General features: G+C 60.1%; 23 protein-coding genes and 1 pseudogene. 11 read left to right on the plus strand and 13 right to left on the minus strand.

The features are described from left to right. Positions 1 to 240: 240 nt before the first annotated feature. The 6 genes from FX982_RS03280 to FX982_RS03305 all read left to right on the plus strand — a co-directional run bounded on the left by FX982_RS03280 (position 241) and on the right by FX982_RS03305 (position 8,327). Positions 241 to 1,731 (plus strand): leucyl aminopeptidase, encoded by a 1,491-nt coding sequence (locus FX982_RS03280; protein WP_122535869.1) that lies wholly within the window; start codon positions 241 to 243, stop codon positions 1,729 to 1,731. Positions 1,732 to 1,788: 57 nt separating this feature from the next. Further along, on the plus strand, positions 1,789 to 2,217 hold the full coding sequence (locus FX982_RS03285) for a DNA polymerase III subunit chi (RefSeq protein WP_172609625.1): 429 nt from the start codon (positions 1,789 to 1,791) through the stop codon (positions 2,215 to 2,217). A 7-nt stretch (positions 2,218 to 2,224) separates the two neighbouring features. After that, positions 2,225 to 2,665 carry a DNA polymerase III subunit chi gene (locus tag FX982_RS03290; protein ID WP_172609626.1) on the plus strand — a complete coding sequence of 147 codons (441 nt, stop codon included), beginning with the start codon at positions 2,225 to 2,227 and terminating at the stop codon, positions 2,663 to 2,665. Positions 2,666 to 2,839: 174 nt separating this feature from the next. Then, positions 2,840 to 5,686, plus strand: a complete 2,847-nt coding sequence (locus FX982_RS03295) for a valine--tRNA ligase (protein ID WP_172609627.1) — start codon at positions 2,840 to 2,842, stop codon at positions 5,684 to 5,686. A gap of 170 nt (positions 5,687 to 5,856) precedes the next feature. After that, positions 5,857 to 6,897, plus strand: a complete 1,041-nt coding sequence (gene rlmF / locus FX982_RS03300; RefSeq protein ID WP_172609628.1) for a 23S rRNA (adenine(1618)-N(6))-methyltransferase RlmF — start codon at positions 5,857 to 5,859, stop codon at positions 6,895 to 6,897. 95 nt (positions 6,898 to 6,992) lie between these two features. Then, entirely contained in the window at positions 6,993 to 8,327 is a 1,335-nt protein-coding gene (locus FX982_RS03305) for a DUF2599 domain-containing protein (RefSeq protein WP_172609629.1), read from the plus strand. Between the two features lie 66 nt (positions 8,328 to 8,393). Here the strand turns inward: FX982_RS03305 and FX982_RS03310 are convergent, their stop codons facing one another. Continuing rightward, a complete protein-coding gene (locus FX982_RS03310; RefSeq protein ID WP_037014905.1) occupies positions 8,394 to 8,675 on the minus strand; it encodes an HU family DNA-binding protein in 282 nt (93 codons plus the stop codon). 354 nt (positions 8,676 to 9,029) lie between these two features. Here FX982_RS03310 and yejK point away from each other — a divergent pair, with 354 nt between their 5' ends. After that, positions 9,030 to 10,031: a nucleoid-associated protein YejK gene (gene yejK / locus FX982_RS03315; RefSeq protein WP_074884246.1), complete on the plus strand. Its 1,002-nt coding sequence runs from the start codon at positions 9,030 to 9,032 to the stop codon at positions 10,029 to 10,031. Between the two features lie 24 nt (positions 10,032 to 10,055). After that, entirely contained in the window at positions 10,056 to 10,406 is a 351-nt protein-coding gene (locus tag FX982_RS03320; protein WP_172609630.1) for a glutaredoxin family protein, read from the plus strand. A gap of 25 nt (positions 10,407 to 10,431) precedes the next feature. Here the strand turns inward: FX982_RS03320 and FX982_RS03325 are convergent, their stop codons facing one another. The 3 genes from FX982_RS03325 to FX982_RS03335 all read right to left on the minus strand — a co-directional run bounded on the left by FX982_RS03325 (position 10,432) and on the right by FX982_RS03335 (position 13,228). Beyond that, entirely contained in the window at positions 10,432 to 11,646 is a 1,215-nt protein-coding gene (locus FX982_RS03325) for a DUF2599 domain-containing protein (RefSeq protein ID WP_172609631.1), read from the minus strand. 276 nt (positions 11,647 to 11,922) lie between these two features. Then, the gene (locus FX982_RS03330; protein ID WP_172609632.1) at positions 11,923 to 12,855 is read right to left on the minus strand and encodes a glutathione S-transferase family protein; all 933 of its coding nucleotides are present in this window, start codon (positions 12,853 to 12,855) and stop codon (positions 11,923 to 11,925) included. A 49-nt stretch (positions 12,856 to 12,904) separates the two neighbouring features. Beyond that, positions 12,905 to 13,228: a GIY-YIG nuclease family protein gene (locus FX982_RS03335; RefSeq protein WP_172609633.1), complete on the minus strand. Its 324-nt coding sequence runs from the start codon at positions 13,226 to 13,228 to the stop codon at positions 12,905 to 12,907. A 208-nt stretch (positions 13,229 to 13,436) separates the two neighbouring features. Here FX982_RS03335 and FX982_RS03340 point away from each other — a divergent pair, with 208 nt between their 5' ends. Further along, complete coding sequence (locus FX982_RS03340; protein ID WP_172609634.1) at positions 13,437 to 14,321, plus strand: hypothetical protein; 885 nt, start codon at positions 13,437 to 13,439, stop codon at positions 14,319 to 14,321. 19 nt (positions 14,322 to 14,340) lie between these two features. Here FX982_RS03340 and FX982_RS03345 read toward each other — a convergent pair whose 3' ends face one another. The 6 genes from FX982_RS03345 to FX982_RS03370 form a co-directional block, all read right to left on the minus strand. Next, positions 14,341 to 14,826 carry a nuclear transport factor 2 family protein gene (locus FX982_RS03345; RefSeq protein ID WP_172609635.1) on the minus strand — a complete coding sequence of 162 codons (486 nt, stop codon included), beginning with the start codon at positions 14,824 to 14,826 and terminating at the stop codon, positions 14,341 to 14,343. 89 nt (positions 14,827 to 14,915) lie between these two features. Beyond that, the gene (locus FX982_RS03350; RefSeq protein WP_172609636.1) at positions 14,916 to 16,223 is read right to left on the minus strand and encodes a CynX/NimT family MFS transporter; all 1,308 of its coding nucleotides are present in this window, start codon (positions 16,221 to 16,223) and stop codon (positions 14,916 to 14,918) included. Between the two features lie 223 nt (positions 16,224 to 16,446). Beyond that, the gene (locus tag FX982_RS03355) at positions 16,447 to 17,211 is read right to left on the minus strand and encodes an amino acid ABC transporter ATP-binding protein (protein WP_037014923.1); all 765 of its coding nucleotides are present in this window, start codon (positions 17,209 to 17,211) and stop codon (positions 16,447 to 16,449) included. A 10-nt stretch (positions 17,212 to 17,221) separates the two neighbouring features. Then, positions 17,222 to 18,319 (minus strand): amino acid ABC transporter permease, encoded by a 1,098-nt coding sequence (locus tag FX982_RS03360; RefSeq protein WP_172609637.1) that lies wholly within the window; start codon positions 18,317 to 18,319, stop codon positions 17,222 to 17,224. Between the two features lie 10 nt (positions 18,320 to 18,329). Further along, positions 18,330 to 19,511, minus strand: a complete 1,182-nt coding sequence (locus tag FX982_RS03365; protein WP_172609638.1) for an amino acid ABC transporter permease — start codon at positions 19,509 to 19,511, stop codon at positions 18,330 to 18,332. A gap of 65 nt (positions 19,512 to 19,576) precedes the next feature. Then, a complete protein-coding gene (locus tag FX982_RS03370) occupies positions 19,577 to 20,608 on the minus strand; it encodes an amino acid ABC transporter substrate-binding protein (protein WP_172609639.1) in 1,032 nt (343 codons plus the stop codon). A 490-nt stretch (positions 20,609 to 21,098) separates the two neighbouring features. On the opposite strand from FX982_RS03370, the gene FX982_RS03375 reads away from it, so the two are divergent. Next, the gene (locus FX982_RS03375) at positions 21,099 to 21,755 is read left to right on the plus strand and encodes an alpha/beta hydrolase (protein WP_172609640.1); all 657 of its coding nucleotides are present in this window, start codon (positions 21,099 to 21,101) and stop codon (positions 21,753 to 21,755) included. Positions 21,756 to 22,052: 297 nt separating this feature from the next. After that, positions 22,053 to 23,336, plus strand: a pseudogene (gene rhlB, locus FX982_RS03380) (ATP-dependent RNA helicase RhlB); the annotation flags it as partial. Between the two features lie 32 nt (positions 23,337 to 23,368). On the opposite strand, the gene moaE reads toward rhlB, so the two are convergent. The 3 genes from moaE to moaC are packed head-to-tail and all read right to left on the minus strand — an operon-like array spanning position 23,369 to position 24,553. After that, the gene (moaE, locus tag FX982_RS03385) at positions 23,369 to 23,818 is read right to left on the minus strand and encodes a molybdopterin synthase catalytic subunit MoaE (RefSeq protein ID WP_172609642.1); all 450 of its coding nucleotides are present in this window, start codon (positions 23,816 to 23,818) and stop codon (positions 23,369 to 23,371) included. A 1-nt stretch (position 23,819) separates the two neighbouring features. Further along, entirely contained in the window at positions 23,820 to 24,065 is a 246-nt protein-coding gene (locus FX982_RS03390) for a MoaD/ThiS family protein (RefSeq protein WP_172612967.1), read from the minus strand. Positions 24,066 to 24,067: 2 nt separating this feature from the next. After that, positions 24,068 to 24,553, minus strand: a complete 486-nt coding sequence (gene moaC, locus FX982_RS03395) for a cyclic pyranopterin monophosphate synthase MoaC (RefSeq protein WP_172609643.1) — start codon at positions 24,551 to 24,553, stop codon at positions 24,068 to 24,070. Positions 24,554 to 24,625: the final 72 nt, after the last annotated feature.

A 24,625-nucleotide genomic window follows, 5' to 3' on the forward strand; every position in this document is an offset into this window, starting at 1 on the left:
GCGACGGCGTACCACCAAAAAAATATGCGGCATTATCCTGTGATTGGGTGTGTCTGTCACTGCGCGTGCGGGATACTTCTGCAACCGGCGCACGCGCGCACCCGGACGGGGTTGTCATCCATTGGCTCGCAGGGTCAAACTGCGGGCCTTGCCGCAGGCATGCCGGTATAAATACCTCCGCGCCGCTGCCGAGCCCTGTGCTCAAGTGCGATAACTCACAGTTTATTCGGGGACCCCGACATGGAATTGGTTGTTAAAAGCGTCAGTGCAGAAACCTTGAAGACCGCCACGCTGGTGGTCGCCGTCGGTGAAGGCCGCACGCTGAGCGACACCGCAAGCACCCTCGACACCCTGAGCGGCGGCGCCATCAGCGCTGTGCTCAAGCGCGGCGACCTGTCGGGCAAGATCGGCCAGAGCCTGTTGCTGCACAGCCTGCCCAACCTGAAAGCCGAACGCGTGTTGCTGGTCGGTTCGGGCAAAGAGCCGGAACTGAACGATCGTCAATTCCGCAAAATCATCAGCGGCGCCCTCAGCACCCTTAAAAGCCTGGGCGGCGTCGATGCCGGCTTCGACCTTGATCAACTGAACGTCAAGAACCGCGACGTTTATGGCAAGAACCGCCTGTTGGTCGAGACGCTGGCCGATGGCGAATACGTCTTCGATCGGTTCAAGAGTCAGAAAGTCGATCCTCGCGCCCTGAAAAAAGTCACCCTGCTGACCGCCAAGGCCAACGTCGCCGACGTCGAGCGAGCGGCCAAGCATGCACAGGCCATCGCTGCCGGCATGGCCGTGACCCGCGACCTCGGCAACATGCCGCCGAACATCTGCCATCCGACGTATCTGGGCGAGCAGGCCAAGGCGATGGGTAAAGCCAACAAGGGCCTCAAGGTCGAAATCTTCGACGAGAAAGACATCGAAAAGCTGGGCATGGGTTCGTTCCTGGCGGTCGGTCAAGGCAGCGCCCAGCCGCCACGCCTGATCGTCATGCAGTACTCCAACGGCAAGAAAAGCGAAAAGCCTTTCGTGCTGGTGGGTAAAGGCATCACCTTCGACACGGGCGGCATCAGCCTCAAGCCGGGCCTGGGCATGGACGAAATGAAATTCGACATGTGCGGCGCGGCGAGCGTGTTCGGCACGTTGAACGCCGTGCTTGAACTGCAACTGCCAATCAATCTGGTGTGCATCGTCGCGGCGGCCGAAAATATGCCGAGCGGCAACGCCACGCGTCCGGGCGACATCGTCAAGACCATGAGCGGCCAGACCGTCGAGATCCTCAACACCGACGCCGAAGGCCGTCTGGTGCTGTGCGATGCGCTGACTTACGCCGAACGCTTCAAGCCACAGGCCGTTATCGACATCGCTACCCTGACCGGTGCTTGCGTCGTTGCGCTGGGCGGTCACACGTCGGGCCTGCTGGGCAACAGCGACGCGTTGATCAACCAAGTGCTCGAAGCCGGCAAGCGCGCCGACGACCGTGCCTGGCAGCTGCCGTTGTTCGATGAGTATCAAGAGCAACTGGACAGCCCATTTGCCGACATCGCCAACATCGGCGGTCCGAAAGCCGGCACCATCACCGCGGCCTGTTTCCTCTCGCGCTTTGCCAAAGCCTACGAGTGGGCGCACCTGGACATCGCCGGTACGGCATGGCTGAGCGGCGGCAAGGACAAGGGCGCAACGGGCCGTCCGGTTCCGCTGCTGACCCAATACCTGATCGACCGCGCTGGCGTTTAAGCCGCTGCAAACGCGCCGGCCTCCCCGGTCGGCGCGTTCAGCGTTCTGGAATCACCCATGACCCAAGTCGACTTCTACATTCTGCCGAGTGCCGACCCTGTCGCGCGCCTGGACTTCGCCTGCAAACTCACGGACAAGGCCTGGCGCCTCGGCCATCGGGTGTACCTGCATTGCAGCGATGCCGGACAGCGCGAAGAACTGGACGCCCGACTGTGGCGGTTCAGGGGCGAAGCGTTCGTTCCCCATGGTGCGGTCGAAGACGACCAGGACGCACCCGTGGCGCTGGGCATTGGCAGCGACCCCGGCCAACATCAGGATTTGCTGGTCAATCTCGACCTGCGCATCCCGGAATTCTTCAAACGATTCGCGCGTGTCGCCGAGATCGTTGTCGAGGACCCGGCCATTCGCCTCGCGGCGCGCGAGAGTTTTCGCTTCTACCGCGAACAGGGCTATCCTCTGCAGGATCACAAGCTGCAGCGTCTTTGAGCACACGATGGATAATTCAAAACACCTGAAAGATTCAGCGCACCTGCTGGACGACCTCGAGTCGATTCGCCAGCTGTTGGGCGATGACCCGGCCCAGCCTCCCCTGCTGACCGAGTCCGTGAACAGCGACGAGCAGATCCCGCTGCTGTTTGACGTGGTCACTGGCCAGGTCGTGACGCTCGATGAGCACGAAGCCAACCTCAATGACATTCCCCTGCTCACGCCCGAGCCGGTTGCTGCCGTGGCACCTCCCGCACCCGCGGCCAACGCGTCAAGCGCCAAGGCGCCGAACGCTGACGCGCTGCTGCACCTGGATGCCGAACTGCGGGCCGCTGCACAGTTGATCATGCAGGACGTGATCGACGACTTCGCCCCGCACATCGAGAACGAGATCAAACGCCGTCTGGATGCGCGGATGGAACGGCTACTGAGTCAATACACCAGCTGAACCCGTTCTCTTTCCGATCCGGGATCGCGGGTAAGCGCAGTCCTACAGATGCCCGCGACGATTCCGGGCATCACCGCTCGTAGCACCTGACCTAGCGCTTGTAGCTTGACGCCGCCTTGAAAAGCTATACTCGTCGGCTTTTCCGACTCAAAGCAGATCAGGTTCCCGCCTCGCATGGACAAGACCTACCAGCCGCACGCCATCGAAACTTCCTGGTACCAGACCTGGGAGTCCGAAAACTATTTCGCTCCGCAAGGCGCGGGCGACTCGTACACCATCATGATTCCGCCGCCGAACGTCACCGGCAGCCTGCACATGGGCCACGGTTTCAACAACGCGATCATGGATGCCCTGATCCGCTTCCGCCGCATGCAGGGTCGCAACACCCTGTGGCAGCCGGGCACCGACCACGCCGGTATCGCCACGCAGATGCTGGTGGAGCGTCAGCTCGAGGCCTTGGGTCAGAGCCGTCACGACTTGGGTCGCGACAAATTTCTCGAAAAAGTCTGGGAGTGGAAGGATCAGTCCGGCGGCAACATCAGCCGTCAGATCCGTCGCCTGGGCTCGTCGGTCGACTGGAGCCGTGAGCGCTTCACGATGGACGACGGTTTGTCCGAAGCGGTTAAAGAGGCGTTCGTGCGGCTGCACGAAGACGGCCTGATCTACCGTGGAAAGCGGCTGGTCAACTGGGACACCAAGCTGCACACCGCAATCTCCGACCTCGAAGTGGAAAGCCACGACGAGAAAGGCCATCTGTGGAATCTGCGCTACCCCTTGGCCGATGGTGCCAAGACCGCTGAAGGTCTGGACTACCTGATCGTTGCCACGACCCGTCCGGAAACCATGCTTGGCGACGCCGCCGTCGCGGTGAACCCGAACGATGAGCGCTACCAGGCGCTGATCGGCAAGTTCGTCGAGCTGCCGCTGGTAGGCCGTCGCATCCCGATCATCGCGGACGACTACTGCGACCCTGAATTCGGCACCGGCTGCGTGAAGATCACCCCGGCCCACGACTTCAACGACTACGACGTCGGCAAGCGCCACAACCTGCCGCTGCTGAACATCTTCGACAAGAACGCTGCCGTTTTGCCCGCTGCCCAGGTGTTCAACCTCGACGGCACGCTGAACGACACGGTCGACGGCACCCTCCCTGCCGAGTACGCCGGCCTCGCCCGCTTCGAGGCACGCAAGCAGATCGTGGCTGCGTTCGACGCCGCCGGCCTGTTGGTCAGCGTTGACGACCACGCCTTGAAAGTACCGAAAGGCGACCGCTCCGGCACCATCATCGAGCCGTGGCTGACGGATCAGTGGTACGTGTCGACCAAGCCGCTGGCAGAACCTGCCATCGCTGCCGTCGAAGACGGCCGCATCGCCTTCGTGCCCAAGCAATACGAGAACATGTACTTCTCGTGGATGCGCGACATTCAGGACTGGTGCATCAGCCGTCAGCTCTGGTGGGGCCACCGCATTCCGGCCTGGTACGACGAATCCGGCAAGGTCTACGTCGGCCGCGACGAAGCCGAAGTCCGCGCCAAGCACAACCTCGGTCCTGATGTTGCCCTGCAGCAGGACAACGACGTGCTAGACACCTGGTTCAGTTCCGGTCTGTGGACGTTCTCCACCCTGGGCTGGCCGGAGCAGACCGATTTCCTGAAAACCTTCCACCCGACCGACGTGCTGGTTACCGGTTTCGACATCATTTTCTTCTGGGTTGCCCGGATGATCATGCTCACCATGCATCTGGTGAAGAACGAAGACGGTACGGCGCAGGTGCCGTTCAAGACCGTGTATGTGCACGGTCTGGTGCGTGATGGCCAGGGCCAGAAAATGTCCAAGTCCAAGGGCAACGTCCTTGATCCGCTGGACATCATCGACGGCATCGAGCTCGAAGCCCTGGTGCAGAAACGCACCTCCGGCATGATGCAGCCCAAGCTTGCCAAGAAGATCGAAAAGCAGACCCGCGACGAATTCGCCGACGGCATCGCCAGCTACGGCACCGATGCCCTGCGCTTCACCTTCTGCTCGCTGGCTTCCACGGGCCGTGACATCAAGTTCGACATGGGCCGCGTCGAAGGCTATCGCAACTTCTGCAACAAGATCTGGAACGCCGCGCGCTACGTGCTCGACAAGGGCGAAGACTGCGGCCAGAACGGCGAAGCGTTCGAGCTCTCGCTGCCGGATCGCTGGATCATCTCGCAGCTGCAACGCACTGAAGCCGAAGTGACCCGTCAGCTGGATCAGTTCCGCTTCGACCTCGCGGCGCAGGCGCTGTACGAGTTCATCTGGAACCAGTATTGCGACTGGTACCTGGAGCTGTCCAAGCCGGTTTTGTGGGACGAGACGGCGCCGGTCGAGCGTCAGCGTGGCACCCGTCGCACGCTGGTGCGTGTGCTGGAAGTCGCACTGCGTCTGGCGCATCCGTTCATGCCATTCATCACCGAAGAAATCTGGCAGCGCCTCGCGCCGCTGGCCGGCGTTGAAGGCAAGACCATCATGCTGCAACCGTGGCCGGTGGCGAACGATGCGCGCATCGACGTCGCGGCCGAAGGCGACATCGAATGGCTCAAGAGCCTGATGCTCGGCGTGCGCAACATCCGCGGGGAGATGAACATCGGCCCGGGCAAGCCGCTGCAGTTGTTCCTCAAGAACGTCAGCGTCGAGGACCAGCGCCGTCTGAACGAGAACGAGCACCTGCTGAAGAAGCTGGCCAAGCTTGAATCGTTCACCGTGCTGGAAGCCGGCGCTGAAGCACCGCTGTCGGCGACCGCTCTGGTCGGTGAGATGGAAGTGCTGGTGCCGATGGCCGGATTGATCGACAAGGACGCCGAACTGGCGCGTCTGGATAAGGAAATCCAGCGTCTGCAGGGCGAAGTTCAGCGGGTTGGCGGCAAGCTGTCCAATGCCGCGTTCGTCGACAAGGCGCCGCCTGAAGTCATCGCCAAGGAACGCGCGAAGATGGCCGAAGCCGAACAGGCGCTGGGCAAACTGGCCGAGCAGCACGCGCGGATCGCGAGTCTGTAATCCGATCAAATCAGCCGGTCTGAATCGCAGGCCGGTTGACGACTATGGCCCCTGTAGGCGTGAGCTTGCTCGCGATAACCGTGTATCAGCAACTCAACCGTTACTGATACACGGTTATCGCGAGCAAGCTCATTCCTACAGGGGTTGTGCTTTCACGAGATGCATCACCGATGACCAGCCACGACGCCCCCAAACCCCAACGCAACACCCCACGCAAGAAAGCCAAACCTGCCCAACAGGCCAAGCCTGCCGCGCCGCGTGAGAAAGCCACCCTGCACCCACGCAACCGCCACCAGGGTCATTACGATTTTCCGCGCCTGATCAAAAGCAGCCCCGAACTGGGCAAATTTGTGATCCTCAATCCCTATGGCAAGGAAAGCATCGACTTCGCCAACCCCGCTGCTGTGCGGGTATTCAACCGTGCTCTGCTCAAAGCGTTCTACGGCATTGCCCATTGGGATATCCCCGCGGACTACCTGTGCCCGCCAATACCTGGGCGCGCCGATTATCTGCACTTTCTGGCGGACCTGCTGGCGGAGCGCAACGACGGCGTCATTCCTCGCGGCGCATCCGTTACAGCGCTGGACATTGGCACGGGCGCCAACTGCATCTACCCACTGATCGGTCAGGGCGAATACGGCTGGTCGTTTCTGGGCTCTGACATCGACAAGATCGCCCTTGCTTCGGCGACCACCATCGTCAAAGCCAACGGCTTGAGCAAGAGCATCGGCTTTCGGGAGCAGTCCAACCAAAAGCACATCTTGACCGGTTTGCTGCAGCCCGATGAACGCTTCGACATCAGCGTGTGTAACCCGCCTTTCCACGCCTCTGCTGCGCAAGCGCTAAGCGGCAGCCAGCGCAAATGGCGAGCCCTCGGGAAGGCAGACCCCAAACGCAAATTGCCGGTGCTGAATTTCGGCGGCCAGGCGGCGGAGCTGTGGTGCGAAGGTGGCGAGGCGCGCTTCGTGACGCAGTTGATCAATGAAAGTGCTCAGGTGGTGGCGCAGGTGTTGTGGTTCAGCACGCTGGTATCCAAGGCGTCGAACCTGCCTCTCATCCAGAGCGCGCTGAAAAAAGCCGGTGCCGTTGAAAGCCACACGGTGGAGATGGGCCAGGGTCAGAAACAGAGCCGCTTCGTTGCCTGGACCTTTCACGACACAGCCCGTCAGCAAGCCTGGCGGGAACAGCGCTGGACCGCACGCAAGCCCTGAGCCTCAACGGCAGTGTCATTTCTGTCAGTAGACGGCAAACGCCCCCGTTCATAAGCTGAATCCTCGTTGCGTGCCCCGGCACAAGGAGGTCAGCCATGCGCGTCTTAGCCTGCGTTATCTGCACGTTGATGGTCTGGAGCTGCCCGTCGTGGGCAGTTGAGTTGAAGGCAAACCTTGATCCGGTCGAAACGGTCCGGCGCATCAACGCCAGTTACAACCGCATCGACAACCACTGCACAGAGCCGGACACCGGCGCCGCCCGGGGCCATTACTACTGCAGCGGCATCACCTTGCGCATGGTCAATGACGGCAATTTCAATCCCTGGGACTACAGCCCCTACGCGCTGCAAACCGGCGCAACGTCCTACACCTGGATACGCCGAGACCTGAGCACAACAGTGCTCGTGCATCCCGCCGGCTTCATTCTCAGGACGCCAACGGACGGGCTCGCGCTGCAGCTCCCGGTCAAGCAGGAGGGCTGGGCCTGTATCTACACGTTCGATGGTTACACCGGACCGGATCGCAAGTGGTACGGCTGCGGGCCCTTCAATGACGCCACCTTCGTGCCCCCTGCCCAACCTACGACAGTGAACAAGAACGCTCAATGGGCCTACGGCACCTGTGCCGATCAGAACGTCAACACGGCCGAGCAGTGGAAACAGAAATATCAGGGCGGCGCCCGACAGCCTATCCAGACGACGCAGTGCTCGTGGAACGCCGAAGTGCCTGCGCAGTGGGACGCGATGATCCAGGCCCATGAAGCCAGAGTGACCACCACCAACGCCGACCCTTATTCGCGCAAGGACTTCTTCAACGAATTCATGCTCAAGAATGCCGCCGGCGGCAGCGACATCATGGATGACATCGATGCGTTTATTTACCAAGGTAAAAGCGCTTTCAACTACCCCGTCCGAGGCGACAACGGCAAAGCCGCGGTGCAGCAGGACGGCCTGGCCAATGCGCGCACCTTCCAACGAAAACTCTATGGGCAAGGCTACGCAGTACCTATTCTGAAAGTCGATTTCACACGGGCGCCGGAGCAACGATTCACCTACAGCGCCGCCGATCAAGGGGTTTCGCTTAACCTCAACAGCAACATAAGCGCGAAATTCATCGCAAAGAGCAACTGGGAGCAGCGCCTGGACCCAGGCACCGGGAAAACAGAGTGGACCCTGAATGTCGTGCTGACGGAGCTCGGGAAAAAAGTGCAAGCGAGTCAGCAGCAAGTGGTCTATCAGGAGCTCTACGACTTGCGCGGTTCAGACCCGCAATGGCGGGACGAAGAAAAAGACGCGGGCAGCATGAAGCAACAAATCGCCTGCATCGTGCGCAACTATCCGCAACGCGCTGACTGGAACCTGGAGCCCTTCCGCCCGGTGGTTTCCGAGGCAGCGGCCAAAGCGGCCGGGTGCAACCCTTTCAAGAAATAGCGGGCACAAAAAAACCGTGTCCGGATCACTCCGTCACACGGTTCCTCATCCAAGCAGCGTTTTCGCTTACTTGTTGACCGAGTCAGTCAGCACTTTGGCGGGTACGAACTTGACCACTTTCTTGGCAGCGATTTCGATGGCTGCGCCAGTCGAAGGGTTGCGGCCGGTGCGTGCTGGACGCTCGGTGACTTTCAGTTTGCCGATGCCTGGCAGAGTGATTTCACTACCGTTTTCCAGTTGGTCAGCGACGATTTGACCCAATTGGTCGAGAGCGTTGCGCGCGGTGGTTTTAGGCGCGTCGATAGCTTCTGCGATATCGGCGATCAATTGGTCTTTAGTCAGAGCCATGGTGGTGTTCCTTCCCTATCAAATTCGAATGGTTTGCAGAGTGTGGTACAGACGCGAAATGTAGATACTGTAAACGGCCTTTGGTTCGGCCGAACGCCCACAAACTGCACGCCTGGCGCGCTTGGGCGCTCAGGACCGGGCAAAACTAGCACAGCGCAACGCAAATATCCGCCCCTACCTACCCATTTGGTCAGCTTTATCGCCCGAGAGGCGTAAAAAAGTCATATTAATGGACCGAGGTCAGCGTTTTCGGCCCTTCCAGAGCGTTCCGCCCCCCGTCTGCGGTACACTTGCCGACTTTCGCACGGGCCTGGTCTGGTCCCGTTCAGTTCCCCTTCAGCAGCCGAGAAATCCATGCCGATCCGTCACGCCATCGTCCACCTGATCGACAAAAAACCTGACGGCACGCCCGCCGTGCTCCACGCCCGGGACTCGGAACTCGCCGAATCCCAAGCCATCGAGAACATGCTGGCAGACCTCAACGAGAGCTATAACGCCAAACAAGGCAAAGCGTGGGGGCTGTTTCATGCCGAGTCCGGCGCGCACCCGTTCAGTGGCTGGCTGAAGGAATACCTGGATCAGGGCAAGGATTTCACCCAGTTCAGCCGCATCGCGGTCGAGCATCTGCAGAAGCTGATGGAAGAGTCGAACCTGTCGGTCGGTGGCCACGTGCTGTTTGCGCACTACCAGCAGGGCATGACCGAATACCTGGCGATCGCGCTGCTGCACCACAGCGAAGGCGTGGCGGTGAACGAAGCGCTGGACGTGACGCCCTCCCGGCATCTGGATCTGGGTCAGCTGCACCTTGCAGCCCGGATCAACATTTCCGAGTGGCAGAACAACAAGGCGTCCAAGCAGTACATCTCGTTCATCAAGGGCAAGAACGGCAAGAAGGTTTCCGAGTACTTCCGGGACTTCATCGGCTGCCAGGAAGGCGTCGACGGACCGGGCGAGACCCGCACCCTGCTCAAGGCCTTCAGTGATTTCGTCGAGAGTGAAGACCTGCCAGAAGAATCGACCCGCGAGAAGACCAAGGCGCTGGTCGACTACGCCAGCAGCCAGAGCAAAATGGGCGAGCCCATCGCCCTGGAAGAATTGTCAGGCCTGATCGACGAGGACCGCCCGCGCGCCTTCTACGATCACATCCGCAACAAGGATTACGGCCTGTCGCCCGAGATTCCGGCCGATAAGCGTACCCTCAGTCAGTTCCGTCGCTTCACCGGCCGCGCAGAAGGTCTGTCGATCAGCTTTGAGGCGCACCTGCTGGGCGACAAGATCGAGTACGACGAAGAGAAAGGCACGTTGATCATCAAAGGGCTGCCCACTCAATTGACCGATCAGCTCAAACGCCGCTGATTCTGCCGAGGAGCCAAGACCCGAATGTTCGTTCGTACCCTGAAGAAGTTCTTGCTCATCATGCTGGCGGTAGTCGTTTACCAGAACTGGGGCAAGATCGAAAACCTGGTCCACCCCTCCTCCACTTTATCGGAGCATGCGCAGGCCAACGCGCGGGTGACGTTGTACGCCACCGACTGGTGCGGCTACTGCAAACAGACCCGGCGTTTTCTCGACAGCCAGGGCATTCGCTATACCGAGTTCGATATCGAGAAAGACGCCGCAGGGCGCAAAGCCTATGAGGCCCTGGGTGGCCGCGGCATTCCCCTGATCGACGTGAATGGCACGTTGATCAGGGGGTTTAGCGAAGAGCAGATTCTCGCTGCGCTGAAGTGACACCTGACGCTTGGCTGCTGTGGGGTCACACCGGATTGCAACCCGCCGCCTCGGCTTTCTCTTCAGAGAGATCGGGGCGGAACGGCTCAAGATTGAATTCATCTTTGTTGCGCGCGATGTTGAAGTGGCACACCAGTTGGCGGCGCATGCCACCGCCATCATTTTGTTTCCATTGAAAATCGTTTTTATACTTGCGGACCAGTTCGGCATACACCGCGTCAGAGCCTGAAGAACCCGTTTGCTTCTTGCCCAATTCGGTCAGCACGACCGACAGCGACCACTCCTCTTCTCCCGTGCCCGGGTCAGGGCGCAGTGCCCACGTGGCGGACTTGATATACCGATTGATTGTCTTGCCCGATTCAGAGACGGCCTGATCATCGGCGTCGCAGGCAAACGTTGCATCTTTAGACGGGGAGTCCGGAAGTGTCATTGCGATAATCGGCACCCAGATACCCGTTTGTGAGTAATAACGTTGTTGATCAAACCGGGCATCGTCCTTGCCGCCCCCAGGTTCGGGCAAATAGAAAAAAGCCTGAATCGGCAAGTCTTTATCAGGCGTTTCAGCACTCCAGGTATCCAGCCTGAGTTCATTCTGTTTATTGAACGACGTCTTTCCCATTTCGCGCATGGCGCTCAGACTTGCATTGAAGTTGTCAGTTGCGTGCCGGTCCAGTGGATCGCGCACATCAAAGCCGCACTCATTGCGATTGTCGCCCTTGGTCTGCGTCTTGTACTGCTCTGCCCACTGGCGACCGGTCTCGATCTTTTGAGAAAAGCACTCAGCGCCTTTGCCTGGCGCGGTCGCCACCGGAGAGGAGCCGCAGCCCTTGTCGACCCGCGAATCAGTGCCGCCATCCATCGGGAACGAGCACAGCACGTTATAGGGGCTTTTGTCAGTCGGCAGCGCCTGAATCGGAAAAAGCACGTAGCCATTGTTTTCATAGCGGACGAGCCGGGAAAACTTGGCGTCCTTGCGCAGATAAGAGAACGATGTGCCGCCGCTTTTGACCGAGGCCGGGCTCGGGTCCCATGAATTGTAGTCGTCCGACGGAATGGTAGCCCTGAAGATAACCCCGTTGCACAAAAACGCAGGTGACGAGGCTTTGCCGCAGTTGTCTCGCGTATCGTAATACTGACGCGTCAGTGCCTTGGCCGTATCAGTGCAACTGGCCGCATAAACATCAGCGCTTTGCATCGCAATAACAAGTAGCGATACACCAAACGTATTTGCGTTGACCATGACATGCTCTCCCGTCCTGGAATAAACCGTCCGACATCACTGAACATTGAGAATATCCAAGGCACAAGGGGGCACCGACGTTCTCAAGGACCGGACGAGTTTTTTTCACGTTGAAAGAAGAGAGTAAACCGAGTGTTTTTTTTAACAACTGTCACAACTGACAGTTACGACCGTCGTGCGTTAATCCTTCAGATTGATAGGCAATTAAAACAAAGCGATTATTCGGCACCGCGATAAAGCCCGGCATTGCGCCGGGCTTATTTCCCAATCACCTAATCAAACAGCCTTGATTTGAAAACCGAAACGCGGGAAGTGCACATGCACGGTGCCTGCGCGTTCATCTTCGCGACGCAGGATGATCGCTTCGCGCCCGCTGAAAATCAGCTCGCCCGCCACTGCGTCAACGCCGTAATCCACCGCCGACACGGTGACTGGCTGGCCGACGGTAAAGCCGTTGGGGTCGGTGAAATCTTCGTCAGGGATCGCCGCCGGGGTAGCAGCACGGGCGATCTCAACGGCGTCTCCCGAACTCAATTCACTCGGCGCACCATGCCCGAACGCAATAACGCGCTCGTACCAGCTCAACACCGCCGGATAGGCGTCAACGAGCGGGGACGTGACAGGGGTTTGTTTGAGGAACCACAAGGTGTGAGCGACCGAGAAGTCGGCAATCGAGGGCGCACCCAGGAGGAAATCACCGTTGCGCTCAAGCTGGGTTTCCAGACGCGCCATCAGCGTCGGCCATTGATGCTGCGCCACTTCCAGCGGCACGCGATTGGCGCTGCCGCCATTGAACAACGTGGCACGGTCGGCAACAAATGCCTTCACGGCCTCAGGCGGGACTTTGGCGAAACGCACAGCAAGGGATGCCGGCTGAAACACCAGGCTGACCGCATGCAGGAACAGCACCGAATCCGCCCACGCCGCGAGGCTCGCCGCCGTGAACTCCTGACCTTCGGGATAGAACGTGGGAGACGATTTTTCCTGCTCAAGACGCCGGGCGATCAATGCGGTGTCGCAGTAGATGTCGGCGCCAACTTGCAGAACCGGGGTTTTGCGATAGCCGCCGGTGAGGGGCATGAGGTCGGGCTTGGGCATGATCGACGGGATGTTGACCGAGCGCCATGACAGGCCTTTGAAGCCCAGCATCAGGCGGGCTTTCTCGGCAAAAAGTGACGTTGGATAGTGATGAAGAATCAACTCAGACATGCTTCGGGCCATCCGCAGGGATAAAGCCCCAGCTTAGCCTCCTGCGCGCTTATGGCATACCCGCTCGGCCTGATGGCGCGGCATCACTCGGCTGGATGTAGCTGGCGGCGAGGTATTCCTTGGCGCTTTTACGCAGCTTTTTGATCAGGCGCTCCTGTCGCAAGGCGTCGCCCTTGTCGCGGCAGGCCTCCACATACACCAGCGCCATCGCCGGGCTCGAGCTGAAAAAGCGCGCGCCTTTGCCGGCTTGATGTTGGGCGAATCGGCGCTGCGGATCATTGCTGATGCCGCAGTACAAAGAACCGTTGGCCGCGCGCACCAAGTACACGAACCAGGATTTAGCCACAGGTTCTGCGGGAGTCTGGACAGGCACACGAGGTTTCCGAAAGGTTTGGCGGAGGGTACACAGGAAGTTTCCTACCGTCGACCTTCCCGGAATGGACGCCAACCAACAACGGCAAGGGCCACGAACCTACGCACTCAATCCAACAACGCCTTATCCAAAATGCGCGTTGCCTACAGCATTGCCCCATCCGAGATCAGTAAGCTCATCACTCATTCCAAGGACGGAGCCATTCGACATGTTCAAGGCATTATCTATCACCGGCACCCTCGCCGCAGTTGCATTCAACATCGGTTCGGTGCAAGCCAGCGAGGGGGAAAACACCGCGAGGGCGATGACTCGCCAGTACCACGACACACGAGAGTCATGCGGAGCGCAGTCGCCAGCGTTCGTCTGCTCGGGCATTTTCCTGCGGTCCACTCGGCCCTCACCCGCTTACCATTCGTGGGAACACAGTCCGAACTCAAAAGCCAAGGGAGGAGTGGCGTTCTCTTTCCTCCGGGCCGACGCTCCCATCAGCAGTCTGGCGGAGGATGCACGCAGTGGCTATAGCCTGGCGCCGGTCAGCAACCGGCCAGCGGATACTCTGCAATACAGGGTCCTGTGTGCGTTTCCTACCGATGGCGACAGCTGGACCCGTGACCAGGGAGGCTGCGGCGACAACCAACAGACCGCGCAGGTGGAAACCTTCTGCCACGAGCAAGGCATTCGAAGCGCCGAGGACTGGATCGTCAACTACCAGCGCACCCCCGGAAACCCGGCGGAGCGCTATTTCAGCCAATGTGCGTTCGACATGCACACATCCCGTGACGGAGCTGCAGCGCGCGAGTTTATGGAGAACCTCAAAGCGATGCGTTTACTCAACGGCGAGCCTTTCCCGTGGAACGAAATGGTGATCCAGGCCTGGGACGAGACGCAAAGTAACGGCGTGCCCATTCAGTCGTTTTTCTATATCAGGGGGATGCCAGGCGGCCTGGAGCAGGCCCGATATGACCAGACGGATTACCACACAACCGTTGGACGCATCGTCCCGATCATCGAGATCGGTCTGCCACGCGATGAGACGCAAAACGCCACGTTCATTTATCGCAGTTCGGATCAGGCCGTGAGTGAGCCGCAGTAAGCGAATCAAACCCGCCAGGTCATCGCGCCTGGCGGAATTTGCTCAGCCCTTCAGTTGCCTGACGACGAACCTTTGCGCGCAGCAACGGCGTCCAGCCCAGCAACAGGCCCCTCGTGCCCAGCGCCTGCCGCGCCCATCGCCACAGGTCAAACTGATCGTGGTGCTCGCAGATTTTGCCGTCGCGAAAAACAAACCGCGCCTGAATGTCGTTGACCACCGTGCGGCCGGTCTGGCTGAACAGGTAGGTCGCGACCCAGTGCGCCGCGCCAGTTGTGGCATCGGCACGAACGTGATCGAACACCACCGAAAAGTCACGGGCCCGGGAGGTCAGCATGCGCCACATGTCGCCGGCATCCCGCCCGTGCAACTCGCCAAACACCGGGTCGGAGAACACCACGTCCTCGCTGTAGCACGCAGCCATCGCCTCGGCGTCGAGGCGGCTGAACGCCTCGTAGAAGCGCGTGATCACCGCGCTGTTGTGTTCGCTAGTAAAGGTCTCGCTCATGGGAACGCCGTCCATGGATATAGGATGCCTGCACGATAAGCGGCCGCAGCGCGTTATGCCACGGGCATTCGCAAGAGAAATGCCGGCCCTCAGACTTTCTCGCTGGTCACGCCCACGTACAGCGCGCGCCCGGCGCCCAGACCAGCGATGATCGCGGCGATGCCGATGATGCCGAAGATCCAGCCCACCGAGTTCCAGTTTCCGGTCCAGTCATGCACGACGCCGACCGCGAAAGGTCCGAGCGACGCCAGGGTGTAGCCGAAGCCTTGGGCCATGCTCGACAGGTTGGCGGCGACATGTGAGTCCCGCGAGCGCAACACGATCAGGGTCAATGCCAGGCTGAACGTGCCGCCCTGCCCCACGCCGAGCACCACGGCCCAGCCCCATAACTGTTCAAGTGGCGCATACAGGCAGCCGAACAGACCGGCCAGTGTCAGCAGCATCACCAGCACAATGGCGATGCGCTGATCCTTGCCGCGAGTGGCCAGCCACGGCGCGGTCAGCGAGCTGACCAATTGCACCATGATCGAACCGGACAACAGCAGGCCGGCGTCAACGGCAGTCAGTCCTCGCCCGATCAGGATCGACGGCAGCCAGCCGAACACGATGTAGGCCAGTGAGGACTGCAGGCCCATATAAAGGGTGACTTGCCAGGCCAGAGGATCGCGGCGCAAACCGCGTACCCGATAAGCCACCTGATGCTGGCCATGACGTTGACGCGTCTGCGGCCACCAAAAGATTGCAGCAAGAATTGCCGGGGCGATCCAGAAACCCAGGCCCAGTGTCCAGTCGCGGCCGTCGCCGTTACCCAGCGCCTCGCTCAACGGAACCGTGGAGCCGGCCGCAACGGCGGCGCCCAGGCACAGCGCCATGGTGTAAACGCCCGTCATGGCACCGGCCTGCCTGGCGAAGTCACGTTTGACGATGCCGGGAAGCAGAACCCCGATAATGCCGATGCTGGCGCCAGCCATGATGCTGCCGGCGAACAGACCGAACTCGCCCAACGAGCTGCGCAGAATGATGCCGCAGGCCAAGGTCAGCAGAATGCCGAGTACCACGCGCTCACTGCCGAATCGCCGCGCAAGGATCGGCGCAAGGGGCGCGAACAGGCCCAGGCACAACACCGGCAGCGTGGTCAGCAATCCGGCCGTGGCCGCAGAAAGTCCCAGGCTTCGTGACACCTCACTCAACAACGGCGCCATGCTCGACAACGCCGGACGCAGATTCAGCGCCACCAGTACCAGGCCTAATAACAGGAACCACGGGCGCTTGAGCACAGGATGTTGCTGCTGCACTTGCTCGTCATCCGCTTCCGCGTCGATCAGCAGTTTGTCAATTTCATGGGGAGTCGAAGCATTGGAACGGGAACTGCTCGCCGTCGGCGCCTTGGTCGTCATGGGATTCTCGTGGGGGCAGGAGGATGTAACAGCGCATTGCGCAAAGGAGTAATCCTGTTGGAGATCGGCAGAGAACACAAGTTTTACGAGGATTGGGTACAGTTTTGCGGTGGAGTACCCGCCCACTCCTCATATGATGACGTCCGTCTTCGCGAGCAAGCTTGCTCCCACAAAGTAAAAACCCGGGCACTAGGCCCGGGCTCTTTGTGTTGCGGCTGCTGACTCAGTGCAGGATCTGGCTGAGGAACAGCCTTGTACGGTCGCTTTGCGGATTATCGAAGAAGTCGTTCGGCGCGGCTTGTTCGACGATCTCGCCTTTGTCCATGAAGATCACGCGGTTGGCGACGGTCCGGGCGAAACCCATCTCGTGGGTCACGCAGAGCATGGTCATGCCCTCTTCCGCCAGGCCGACCATGGTGTCGAGCACCTCTTTCACCATTTCCGGATCGAGGGCCGAGGTCGGCTCGTCGAACAGCATGATCTTCGGCTTCATGCACAGCGCGCGGGCAATCGCCACACGCTGTTGCTGACCGCCGGAGAGCTGGCCCGGATATTTATGCGCTTGCTCGGGAATACGCACCCGCTCCAAATAATGCATGGCGATTTCTTCGGCCTTGCGCTTGGGCATCTTGCGCACCCACATTGGCGCCAGCGTGCAGTTCTGCAGGATGGTCAGGTGCGGGAACAGGTTGAAGTGCTGAAACACCATGCCGACTTCGCGACGAATCGTCTCGATCTGCTTCAGGTCCGAAGTCAGCTCGGTGCCATCGACCACGATGCGACCCTGCTGGTGCTCCTCCAGACGGTTGAGGCAACGGATGGTCGTCGACTTGCCCGAACCCGACGGGCCGCACAACACAATGCGCTCGCCCTGACGTACGTTCAGGTTGATGTCTTTCAACACGTGGAACTGGCCGTACCACTTGTGTACGCCTTCCATCCGGATCATGCCTTCGGCGCCCAGAGGCTTACTGATAGCTTCACTCATCACAAAACTCCTAACGCTTGTGGCCTGTGTCCAACTTACGCTCCAAATGCATGGAGTAGCGGGACATGCCGAAACAGAAGATCCAGAACACCAGGGCCGCGAACACGTAACCCTCGGTCGCCATGCCGAGCCACTTGGGGTCGGCGGCAGCTTGTTTGACGCTGTTGAGGAGGTCGAACAGGCCGATGATGATCACAAGGCTGGTGTCCTTGAACAACGCGATCACGGTGTTGACCAGACCCGGAATGACCATCTTCAGGGCTTGCGGCAGAATCACCAGGCCCATGCGGCGCCAGTAGCCCAGGCCCATGGCCGCAGCCGCTTCGTACTGACCCTTGGGAATGGCCTGCATGCCGCCTCGAACCACCTCGGCCACGTACGCCGACTGGAACAGGATCACGCCGATCAACGCACGCAGCAATTTGTCGAAGTTCATGCCTTCAGGCAGGAACAGCGGCAGCATCACCGAAGACATGAACAACACAGTGATTAATGGAACGCCTCGCCAGAACTCGATGAACGTCACGCATAACACGCGAATGGCCGGCATCTCGGAGCGACGTCCCAGTGCCAGCACCACGCCCAGCGGCAATGCGCCGGCGATACCCACCGTGGCGATCACCAGGGTCAGCATCAAGCCGCCCCACTGATTGGTGGCGACCTGGTCCAGGCCGAACACGCCGCCGTGCAGCAGGAAGTACGCGACGATCGGGTAGATGAACAGGAACGACAGACCGTAGATCGCCTTGCGCGGCATCACTTTGATGAACAGCGGCGCGACGCCGATGATCGCCAGCCAGACGGTCAGATCAACCCTCCAGCGTAGTGCCTGCGGGTAGTAGCCGTACATGAACTGGCCGAAGCGCTGTTCGATGAACACCCAGCAGGCGCCGGCCTTGGTGCAGTCTTCGCGCGTGGTACCGACCCAGTTGGCATCGAAGATGGCCCAACTCAGCAGCGGTGGAACAACCAGCCAGATCAGGTAGATCGCGAACAGGGTCAACAGCGTGTTGATCCAGCTCGAGAAAAGGTTCTGGCGCATCCATGCCACGGGGCCGAAGACTTTGCTCGGCGGTGGCATGTCGGGTTTGAAAGTATGGGATGTCATGCGCGTTTCCTCACCGCTCGATCAGCGCAATGCGCTTGTTGTACCAGTTCATCAGCAGGGAAATGCTGATACTGATCGCCAGGTACACGCTCATGGTGATGGCAATGACTTCGATGGCCTGACCGGTCTGGTTAAGCACGGTACCGGCGAACAGCGAAACCATTTCCGGATAACCGATACCGGCGGCCAGCGACGAGTTCTTCGCCAGGTTTAAGTATTGGCTGGTCAATGGCGGGATGATCACCCGCAGCGCCTGGGGAATGATGACCTTACGCAGTGTCGGCCCTGGACGCAGGCCCAGCGAACGTGCCGCTTCGGTCTGGCCGTGGCTCACGGACTTGATGCCCGAACGCACGATTTCGGCAATGAATGCCGCCGTGTACACCGTCAGGGCCAACGTCAGCGCCAGCAGTTCAGGAATCAATACCCAGCCGCCGACAAAGTTGAAGCCCTTGAGCTCAGGCAGTTGCCAGTGCACCGGCGCACCGAAGATCAGCGCGCAGAGCGCCGGGATCACGATGAACAGCGCAAGGCCTGCCCAGAACTTGTGGAACGGTACGCCCGTGGCTTCGAAGCGCTTGTTCGCCCAACGGGTCATGAACACGATGGCAACAATGGCCAGCACCACGCTGATCACGAACGGCCATGCCGCATCGGTGGCAATCGCGGCCGGCATGTTCAGGCCACGGCTGCTGACGAAGAACGAGCCGAGAAAGCCGTGGGCAGCCCGCGGCCCTGGCAGGGTCAGGAACACCGCGAAATACCAGAACAGGATCTGCAGCAGCGGCGGAATGTTACGGAAGACTTCAACGTAAACCGTGGCCAGCTTGTTGATGATCCAGTTGTTGGACAGACGCGCGACGCCGACGATGAAGCCCAGCAGGGTCGCAAGGATCACGCCGATGAATGTCACCAGCAGCGTGTTGAGCAATCCGATCAGGAAAACCCGGGCGTAGGTGTCCGACTCCGTAAACGGAATCAGGTGCTGCGCGATGCCGAAGCCGGCACTGTTTTCAAGGAAACCGAAACCTGAGGTGATACCCCGGTGTTGCAGGTTGGTCTGGGTGTTATCGAACAGATACCAACCCATCGCGACTACGGCGACAACCGTAATTATCTGAAATAGCCACGCACGCACTTTAGGGTCGCTGAGGCTGAGCCTCTGCTTGGGTGCGCTGATTTGATTTTGCATGGAGTGCCCCGGAAGAAATGCAACAAAGCGCCCGGCTGCGATTCACGCAGCCGGGCGCAGGTCAATCAACGCACAGGTGGTGCGTATTGAATGCCGCCAGCGTTCCACAGAGCGTTCTGACCGCGAGCGATCTCCAGAGGAGTGGCTGCGCCCAGGTTCTTCTCGAAGATCTCGCCGTAGTTACCGACTTGCTTGACGATCTGCACGACCCAGTCTTTTTTCAGCTTGAGCTGCGGACCGTAATCGCCGTCGGCACCCAGCAAGCGGGCCACGTCAGGGTTCTTGGTGGATTTGGCTTCGGCTTCAACGTTTTTCGACGTCACGCCTGCTTCTTCCGCGTTCAGCAAGGCGTAGCCCACCCAGCGAACAACCGTGGTCCAATCTTCATCGCCACGGGCGACAACAGGGCCCAGCGGTTCTTTGGAGATGGTCTCAGGCAGAACGACGTAATCCTTCGGCGAGGCCAGCTTGGAACGCTGTGCGTAGAGCTGGGATTTGTCGGAGGTCAGTACGTCGCAACGACCGGATTCCAGCGATTTGGCGCTTTCGTCGGAGGTGTCGAACGTGATCGGGGTGTACTTGAGGTTGTTGGCGCGGAAGTAGTCCGACACGTTCAGCTCAGTGGTGGTACCGGCTTGAATACAGATGGTCGCGCCGTCCAGTTCCTTGGCACTTTTCACGCCCAGCTTGCTGTTGGCGAGGAAGCCAACGCCGTCGTAATAAGTGACGAAGCCCGGGAAGACCAGACCCATGCTCGCATCACGGGAGCTGGTCCAGGTGGTGTTACGCGACAGGATGTCGATTTCGCCGGACTGCAGCGCGGTGAAGCGCTCTTTGGCGTTCAGCTGGCTGAACTTGACCTTGGTCGCGTCGCCGAATACCGCAGCAGCCACAGCGCGGCAGAAGTCGGCGTCGATGCCCTGGATCTTGCCGCTTGCGTCCGGAACCGAGAAGCCTGGCAGACCGTCACTGACGCCGCACTGAATAAAGCCCTTCTTCTGAATGGCGTCCAGCTTGGCACCCGCTTGAGCGAACCCGGTCAGGCCGAGCGCTGCAGCGGCGGCCACTACAGCCAGGGTGGATTTCAACATCTTCATTCAAACCTCCAGTTTGCTCTTTGTTGTGTAGGAGCCTTAGCCCCGTCGCACCCTTGTGAGGCATTCATGACCCGTGCTGGCTTGTTTTTGGGTCATGCGACGTTGAACCCGTTTACCGCCACCGGCGCCACGCATCTGGTCATCCCGTGTTCGGCCTGTTGCGAGTCCTGCAGACTGAAGCCCCATGATGTCCTTGAACCCCGAGGTTCAAAGCGAATCGTGCCGGGAATCCTGCTCGATGATTCCTTGCTGCCCCTGACGCAACACTCGGCTGTCTGCTTGATAGCCTATTAGTGTTACCGCACGGGGTGAGCGCCTTCACTCCGCGGGTTGTGTAGCAAAGCCCGTACCACCATGCTGGCAATGTCGAATTAGCGACAGGTCAAGATCAAAACTTGTAACCTTGCGACATCTTTCCTACATCCGCACACGACCCGACGCACCGCCTTAAAGCGCTGTGCCAGAGGCGTCGCACACTAATGGAGCACACATGACTGAACCGTTGATCATCGAGCCGGAATTGGCAGTCGATGCCTGCGTAATCTGGCTGCACGGCCTGGGCGCTGACCGCTATGATTTTCTGCCGGTCGCCGAGATGCTGCAGAAGGCGCTGAAGACCACGCGGTTCATCCTGCCCCAGGCGCCGACCCGTGCCGTCACCATCAACGGTGGCTACGCAATGCCCAGCTGGTATGACATCAAGGCCATGAGCCCGGCCCGCGCCATCGACAGCGACCAGCTGGAAACCTCAGCGCAAGGCGTCATCAAGCTGATCGAACAACAACGCGACGGCGGCATCGACCCGGCCCGAATCTTCCTGGCGGGGTTCTCCCAGGGCGGCGCCGTGGTGTTGCACACTGCCTTCCTGCGTTGGGAAGGCCCCCTCGGTGGCGTGCTCGCGCTGTCCACCTACGCACCGACATTCAGCGACGAGATGAGCCTGTCCGCCAGCCAGCAACGCATCCCGGCCTATTGCTTGCACGGCAGCAATGACCCGGTGGTGTTGCATGCCATGGGGCGAGCGGCTTACGAGCATCTGAAGGCCCAGGGCGTCACCGTGACATGGCAGGAATACCCAATGGAGCACGAAGTGTTACCGCAGGAAATTTCCGACATAGGTGTCTGGCTCGCGGATAAGCTTCGCTAGTCCACTCATTTGATCCTTCCAATTACGTTGCGGATTTGCTAGGACACTACGCCGCGCCGGGTTCTTGCTTTACACTCCCCGGCGTACATTCCTAAATCAATCGATGAGATGACCGTGCTCAAAGCACTTAAAAAGATGTTCGGAAAAAGCGAGGCTGAGCCGCTCGCGCCTGCTGCCCCCCTTCCCGTCCCCCAGCGCCAGACCGAAAGCGTCTCGCGGGAACCGTCAGCAGCAGAAGTGCACGTGCCAATGCCAGAGCATTCGGCAGCCATTGCACCGCCCGTCACTTCGCCCACCAGGGCGGAACGCCCGCGCCGCGAACGTGCACCCAAGCCCGTCGTTATTCCCTGGAAACCCGAAGACTTCGTCGTCGAACCCCAGGAAGGCAAAACCCGTTTCCACGATTTCCCCCTCGCCCCTGAATTGATGCACGCCATCCAGGACCTGGGCTTCCCGTACTGCACGCCTATCCAGGCGGGCGTTCTGGGTTACACCCTCAAAGGCCGCGATGCCATCGGCCGCGCCCAGACCGGCACTGGCAAGACCGCCGCTTTCCTGATTTCCATCATTACCCAGTTGACCCAGACGCCTCCGCCGAAGGAGCGCTACATGGGTGAGCCCCGTGCGCTGATCATTGCGCCCACCCGTGAGCTGGTGGTGCAGATCGCCAAGGACGCCGAGGCGCTGACCAAGTACACCGACCTCAACGTGATGACGTTCGTCGGCGGCATGGATTTCGACAAGCAGCTCAAGCACCTCGAAGCCCGCCACTGCGACATCCTGGTCGCCACGCCAGGCCGTCTGCTGGACTTCGCCCAGCGCGGCGAAGTGCATCTGGACATGGTTGAAGTGATGGTGCTGGACGAAGCTGACCGCATGCTCGACATGGGCTTCATCCCTCAGGTCCGCTCGATCATTCGCCAGACCCCGCACAAGGGCGAGCGCCAGACGCTGTTGTTCTCCGCCACCTTTACCGAGGATGTGATGAACCTGGCCAAGCAGTGGACGACGGACCCTGCGATCGTCGAGATCGAATCGCTGAACGTCGCCAGTGACACGGTCGAGCAGCACATCTATGCCGTCGCCGGCGCCGACAAGTACAAGTTGCTGTTCAACCTGATCAATGATCACGGTTGGGAGCGGGTGATGGTCTTCGCCAACCGCAAGGATGAAGTGCGACGCATCGAAGAGCGTCTGGTGCGAGACGGCATCAATGCTGCGCAGTTGTCAGGCGACGTGCCGCAGCACAAGCGCATCAAGACCCTGGAAGGTTTCCGCGAAGGCAAGATTCGTGTGCTGGTGGCCACTGACGTGGCGGGTCGCGGAATCCACATCGACGGCATCAGCCACGTAATCAACTTCACCCTGCCGGAAGTACCGGACGACTACGTACACCGCATCGGCCGGACCGGTCGTGCTGGCGCGGACGGCGTGTCCATCAGTTTCGCTGGTGAAGACGATTCGTATCAGTTGCCGTCGATCGAAGAGAAGCTGGGTCGCAAGATCAGCTGCGAAACGCCGCCAACCGTGTTGTTGCGGCCAGTGGTGCGTGTGCAGCGGGCGATTCCTGCGGCGGAATGACGCCACGCTGCTACCAAGGCTGAGCCCTCGGCCTATTTCCAGCGATCCGCAGCCTTGTGATCGCTGTCGCGCCCCTCAACCCAGCGCGGTCCTTCTGAAGTGTTTTCCTTCTTCCAGAACGGCGCGCGGGTTTTCAGGTAGTCCATGACGAAATCGCAGGCCTCGAACGCGGCCTGGCGATGGGCGCTGGCGGCCGCGACGAACACGATAGGCTCGCCCGGCTCCAACTCGCCCACCCGATGAATCACTTCCAGCTTGAGTAAGGGCCAGCGCTGCTGCGCTTCATCAACGATCTTGAGCAGCGCTTTCTCGGTCATGCCGGGATAGTGTTCAAGGAACATCCCCGCCACGTCACGTCCATCGTTGAAGTCCCGCACGTAGCCGACAAAGCTGACCACCGCACCCACGCCGACGTTGGCGTCGTGCATGGCGTTGACTTCAGCCCCCGGATCGAACGCATCGGGTTGCACTCGCACGCTCATATCAGCCTCCGGTGACGGTCGGGAAGAACGCCACTTCATCGCCCGGCTCGACAGCCGTGTCCAGCGAGCACAGCTCCTGATTGCGGGCACACATGATGCCTTTCTCGCTCAGCACTTCCCACACACCACCGCGCTCAAGCAGATGCTGGCGCACCGCGTCGACGGTGGCGAATGCGCCTTCGAGGTTCTCGCTCTCGGTGCCGAGGGTTTCGCGAAAACGCGCGAAATATTGGACTTGTACGTGAATGGTCATTGGGCGCTCACCTGCTCATCAGCGATGAAATGTCCGCTTTTGCCACCGAGCTTTTCAAGCAACCGGACGTGTTCGATGGTCATGCCGCGGTCCACCGCCTTGCACATGTCGTAGATGGTCAGGGCCGCGATGCTGGCGGCGGTCAGCGCTTCCATCTCCACGCCGGTCTGGCCGGAAAGTTTGCAGCGGGCAAGGATGTGCACGGTGTCAGGACTTTCGGCGGTGAGTTCGACCTTTACGCCGGTGAGCATCAGCGGATGGCAAAGGGGAATCAGATCGCTGGTTTTTTTCGCGGCCTGAATGCCGGCGATGCGCGCGACGGCGAACACGTCGCCTTTGGGATGACCGCCCTCGACAATCATTTGCAGGGTTTCGGGCAGCATGCGCACGCGCGCTTCGGCCACGGCTTCACGGAACGTCACGTCTTTTTCAGTGACGTCGACCATGTGGGCGCGACCTTGGGAATCGAGATGAGTGAGCACGGGATGACTCCTGAACAGGAGCGGGGATTGTAGGGAGTTAGGGCTAGAAGCTACAAGCTGCAAGCTACAAGC

Source organism: Pseudomonas graminis (genome assembly GCF_013201545.1).
GTDB lineage: Bacteria > Pseudomonadota > Gammaproteobacteria > Pseudomonadales > Pseudomonadaceae > Aquipseudomonas.